The sequence below is a fragment of the Dethiothermospora halolimnae genome (genome assembly GCF_037577855.1).
Lineage (GTDB): Bacteria > Bacillota > Clostridia > Tissierellales > VENL01 > Dethiothermospora > Dethiothermospora halolimnae.
The window spans coordinates 1-5949 of the sequence record NZ_JBAKFX010000108.1; the positions used below are offsets into that span (position 1 = coordinate 1).

Here is a 5949-nt window from a genome sequence, read left to right on the forward strand (position 1 = left end):
ATATATAATTTTGATGGTATCTTATAAAATTTTTATATTGTTCTTTTTCTTGTTCTAATATTTTTTTAGTGGTGAAATATGCATTATAGTAATCTCCCTCTTTAAAATCTTTTGGCAATATATATTTCCCCCCCAAAAATTCTTTCCTTAACCCTTTAATACACTTTTTCATTTCTTCTGTATTTATATTTGCTTCTTTGTTTTTTATATCTATAACATCCAATTGATGAATATTATAGTCGTATATATCTCTTATAAATTGTCGTCTTAGTTTCACTTCGTTTTTCTCTAGCCATTTATCTCTAATACTTCTATAATCCTCCCAGCTCCAATCATATTCTGGTTCTTTTATATCTAAATAATCCAATTCGTCTTTATCTATTAAAAAGATTTCAGTTTTCATTCCTATTGGTACAAAATAATTGTTTTTATCTTTTATAGAATCATATATTTTATTTGAATTTTTTAATTTTCCATCTAAGTTTAAAGCTACACCACTATCTGTATATATCTTTATTGGAGTTTCACAAAGGTATATCAGTGTAGGTCCCTTATCTAGATATAATTTGGTATTTAACTTTTTAAAAAACTCCTCTTGAGTTTCTCCTTTTATAATATCGTACTTTATTTTTAATCCCGTTTCTTTTTCAATTTTATCAAGGCCATATATTAACATCACAAGTCTATTTCCAAAATAACGATAATCATCTTCCCAAATAGCTATCGTTACCTCATCTTTATTTATTTCTTCTAATAAGTTATTTGAATTTGATTTTTTATCAGTTTCTCCTTGAAAACATCCCGATAAGATCACTACTAATAATATAAAAGATATAAATATTCTTTTCATTCCATCCCCCTCCTAATTTATAAGAGTATTTATATATGTAAAAAGTTCATTTTGTTATCAGCTTTTTTCTTAGAGATATATTATCGAAAATTTTTTCTATTTTAAATATAAACATATTATCCCATTATGAAATATATAAAATCCACTACTTAAATAACAAAAACGGCGACACCTCCTAAAACTAAGTTGTCGCCACAATAATTCACAATTAACAATTGTTTCTCCTATTCATTTAAATATATATTATACTGATTCTCTAGCTCCTGTAGCTTTCTTTCTAACTTACTATCATTATATTCTTCATCTGCAAATACTAGCTTAAATATGTCCTTATATAGCTTATCTTTTAGTATATATATGCTCATATTTTGATCTTCATAGGTTAATTTAGGTTTATTTTCTCCACTTTTTATTTTTTCTAATAAATATTCTTTTAATTCTAATGCTTCCTGGCTGAGTTTTTGGTTTTTCTCTAATACTCTTATTTTTTCTTCTATATCTTTATTTACTGGATAAAAAGATAACATAAAAGGCTTCCTGCTTGAATTATAAAGTCTCATCTGCATATCATCACTTAATAGATAATTTATGAGTTTTGTTCCTAACTCAATATTTTCTCCATTTCTATTTACTAAAAATCCCCCTAATGATACGTTTTTATCTTCATTCATAACATTAGAAACTACTATTTTATTTTCTTTCATCCTTTTATCCACAACAAAAGCATGTAATTCAGTTTCTATTAGTTCAGAAAATATATAATCTGGATGATATTTAATAAATGACTTGTAATCTGTATCTTTCTGCCTCTTCACAGATTCAGTAGTAAAGTATGCATTATAGTAGTCTTTTTGCTTAAAGTTTTTCGGTAATATATATTTCCCTCCTAAAAATTCACTTCTTAAATCTTTTATACATTTTTTCATTTCTTCTGTATTTATATTTGCTTTTTTATTTTCCATATCTATAATATCTAATTGATTAATCTTATAGTCATATATATCTTTTATAAAATGTCTTCTTAGTTTTACCTCATTCTTATCTATCCATTTATCTCTAATACTTGTATAGTCGCTCCAACTCCAGTCATATTTTGGCTCCTTTATTCCCAAATAGTCAAACTCTTCCCTAGTAATAAGTAAACTATGAGTTTTCATACCTATGGGCACAAAATAATCATCTCTATCTTTTATAGAATCATATATTTTATCTAGATTTTCTACTTTTCCCTTTAGCTTTAAAGCGACTCCACTATCTGTGTATATCTTTATAGGTGTTTCACAAAGATATATTAATGTTGGTCCCCTATCTAGATATAATTTAGTATTTAACTTTTTGAAAAATTCTTCTTGAGTTTCTCCCTCTATAATGTCGTATTTAACTTTTATCCCTGCTTCCTTTTCAATTTTATTAATCTCATAGTTTAACATTTCAAATTCCTCTGTATAATAACGATAATCATCTTCCCAAATGGCTATTGTTACCTCATTTTTATCTTCTCTCTCATTCTGTTCTATTGCTTCTTCTACCAGATTATTAGATGTTAACTCCTTTTCATTATCTTCCTCAGAACATCCTGATAAAATAAATACTAATAATGTAATAAATATAAATACTTTTTTCATTACATCAATCCCCCTTTATATATAGGAGCATTTAATCATCTAAAAAGTTCATTTTTTATTGCACTTTAGATATTAATTTGTATAGACAATCTATATTTCTAAAATTATCAGCCTTTAACTCTTCTGTTGGAAATATTTTATTTGAATTTCCCTCTAAGTTAAAAATAAACTCTATCACCTTCAACTTACAAGTTTTATATACAAAATTCACTACTTTAATAACAAAAATAGCGACACCTCCTAAACCTAAGCTGTCGCCACAATAATTAACAATTAACCATTCACAATTAACAATTGTCTTTCTTATTCATTTAAATAAACACTATATCTATCCTCTAACTCCTTTAACTTCCTGCTTAATTCTTCAACACTATATTCCTCTTCTGTAAATATAAACTTAAATAAGTCTTTATAGAGTTTTCTTCTTAAATTAAAGGTCTTTAATGTTCTGTCATTTGTGTATAATCTTGGTTGTATTTCTCCCTTTTCCATTTTGTCATATATATAATTTTTAAGCTCCATAATCTCTGGTTCTAAGCCCTGCTTTGACTCTATTTTTTCTATATCATCTTCTACTGTTTTTATTACTGGAGCATACATGTACTGACCTTCATACATTTTCATTTGAAATTCTTCTTCCAAAAGTCTATTTAAAAACTTATATCCTAGCTCTTTATTTTTCCCATTTTTATTAACTATAAACCCACCTAGATCCACATTATATTTAGGATGTTCAACATTTGGGAAAATCACCCTATTATCTATAACACCACTTTTCATACTGGATGTTTTTAATCCATTATCTGCGCTAAATGTTAAATAATAAGCTGTCATTCCTTTAGTCCTAAATTCTTCATATTTACTTCTCTCCTGATGACTAAAATCAAAGCAGGCCTTATAGTAGTCTTCATATGTAAAGTCATTTGGCAAAATATATTTTCCTGAATATATTTCCTTTTTCATAGTCTTTATACTTTCTCTCATTATTTTAGTATCTATGTTTATTGCTTTATAATCTTCACTAAATATATTTATATTATCTAGTCTAATCCTTACTATGTCCTCTACATCGCTCCATGAGATTTCTATTGGAGCATTGTATTCCACCCATTTCTTTCTTATATCATAATATTCATTTATTGTTAAATTAAAACCTGGTATTTCTATATCTAACTTTTCTATTTGAGCTTTATTAAATGATGTGCATATATAATATGCTCCTATTGGCACGAAATATATTTCTTCCTCTAAGTAGAAGTCATATATATTATTAATATTAGGTATCATATTGTGGTCTACTTTTTTTGCTATACCTTTCTCTTTAAACATTTGATAATAGTAAGGCTTATAACTTATATATATAAGAGTGGGACCTTTATCTAGGTATAGCTTAACATTTATATTATCTAGGAATTCTTCGTAAGTATCTCCTTTGATGATGTCAAATTTAACTTTTATATCTTTAATATCATCATATTTACATACATCATGGAAATAAGGCATGTCATCTATATGACCATCATAATAATCCTTTTCCCATATAGCTATAGCTATCTCTTTATCTTCATTGCTTATACTGTCAACATTACTTTCATTTGTACAGGACACTAGTAATAATATGATACATAATATAATAAGTAACACTTTTTTCATCATTTTAATCTCCTTTATATATAGGAGTATTTAAACATCTAAAAAGTTCATTTTTTATTGGACTTTACATATCAATTCATATAGACAATCTATATTTGTGAAATTATCAGCCTTTAACTCTTCTGTTGGAAATATTTTATTTGAATTTTCTTCTATATTAAAAATAAACTCCATAACCTTCAACTTACAAGTATTATATACAAAATCCACTACTTCAATAACAAAAATAGCGACACCTCCTAAACCTAAGCTGTCGCCACAATAATTAACAATTAACCATTCACAATTAACAATTGTACTCCCTATTCATTTAAATATATATTATACTGATTCTCTAGCTCCTGTAGCTTTCTTTCTAACTTACTATCACTGTACTCTTCATCTGCAAATACTAGCTTAAATATGTCTTTATATAGCTTGTCTTTTAGTATATATATGCTCATATTTTGATCTTCATAGGTTAATTTAGGTTTATTTTCTCCACTCTTTATTTTTTCTAATTCTTCTGCTTTTATCTTCAATGCTTTATCACTTAGGTCTCTATTTTTCTCAAGCTTTTTTATTTCATCTTCTATATCTTTATTTACTGGATAAAAAGATAGTACATAGGGTTCTCTCTCTGAATTATAAAGCTTCTTCTGAACTTCGTCGCTTAATAAATAATTTATAAACTTTATTCCCTCCTCTATATTTTCTCCGTTTTTATTTACTAGAAAGCCTCCTAACGATAAATTCCTATCTCCATTAATGATATTTGATACTATTATCTTGTTTTCTTTATTTCTTTTGTTTGTTACATAAGGGTAAAGTGCATGTTCTCCCGTATATATAAGTATATAATCTTGATTATAATATCTTATAAATCTTTTATATTCTTCTTTCCCTTGTTCTGATATGTTTTTAGTGGTGAAATATGCATTATAGTAATCTCCCTCTTTAAAATCTTTTGGCAATATATATTTCCCGCCGAAAAATTCTTCCCTTAACCCTTTAATGCACTTTTTCATTTCTTCTGTATTTATATTTGCTTCTTTATTTTTTGTGTCTATAATATCTAATTGATTGATATTATAATCATATAAGTCTCTTATAATGTATCGTCTTAATTTCACTTTATTTTTCCCTAGCCATTTATTTTTAATACTTATATAATCATCCCAACTCCAATCATATTCTGGTTCTTTTATACCTAAATAATTCAACTCATCTCTATCTATTAGAAAAATTCCAGTCTTCATCCCTATTGGTACAAAATAATTATTTTTATCTTTTATAGAATCATATATTTTATTTAAATTTTTTAGTTTCCCATCTAAATTTAAAGCCACACCACTATCTGTATATATCTTTATTGGAGTTTCACAAAGGTATATTAACGTAGGTCCCTTATCTAGATATAATTTGGTATTTAACTTTTTAAAAAACTCCTCTTGAGTTTCTCCCTTTATAATATCGTACTTTATTTTTAATCCCGTTTCTTTTTCAATTTCATCAAGACTGTATACTAGCATCTCCAAGTTTACTTGATAATAATGATAGTTATCTTCCCAAATAGCTATTGTTACCTCGTCTTTATTTGTTTTTTTTTCAATTAAATCATTTGATGTTAATTTTTTATCAGTGTCTCCTTGGAAACATCCCGATAAGAGCATTACTAATAATATAAAAAGCATAAATATTCTTTTCATTCTATCCCCTCCTCGTATAATATAGTTAGAACATTTGATAGAAAATAAAGTTCTTTTCTACCGAACATTCTCACTAAAAATAACTTCAATATTCATATTCTTAAATAACCTTTTAATACAAAACTTATCTTAT

Annotated in this window: 6 protein-coding genes; all 6 read right to left on the bottom strand. The window is 26.3% G+C overall.

The annotated features are described in order from the left end of the window. A partial coding sequence (locus tag V6137_RS20420; protein WP_425449793.1) for a hypothetical protein occupies window positions 1–850 on the bottom strand: 850 nt, incomplete at its 3' end. 224 nt (window positions 851–1074) lie between these two features. Further along, window positions 1075–2475 (bottom strand): hypothetical protein, encoded by a 1401-nt coding sequence (locus V6137_RS20425; protein WP_425449794.1) that lies wholly within the window; start codon window positions 2473–2475, stop codon window positions 1075–1077. Between the two features lie 55 nt (window positions 2476–2530). Then, on the bottom strand, window positions 2531–2686 hold the full coding sequence (locus V6137_RS20430; RefSeq protein WP_425449795.1) for a hypothetical protein: 156 nt from the start codon (window positions 2684–2686) through the stop codon (window positions 2531–2533). 92 nt (window positions 2687–2778) lie between these two features. Continuing rightward, window positions 2779–4128 (bottom strand): extracellular solute-binding protein, encoded by a 1350-nt coding sequence (locus V6137_RS20435; RefSeq protein ID WP_425449796.1) that lies wholly within the window; start codon window positions 4126–4128, stop codon window positions 2779–2781. Between the two features lie 54 nt (window positions 4129–4182). Next, window positions 4183–4338, bottom strand: a complete 156-nt coding sequence (locus V6137_RS20440; protein WP_425449797.1) for a hypothetical protein — start codon at window positions 4336–4338, stop codon at window positions 4183–4185. 92 nt (window positions 4339–4430) lie between these two features. Further along, window positions 4431–5816, bottom strand: coding sequence for an extracellular solute-binding protein (locus V6137_RS20445; protein WP_425449798.1), 1386 nt, complete (start codon window positions 5814–5816; stop codon window positions 4431–4433). Window positions 5817–5949: the final 133 nt, after the last annotated feature.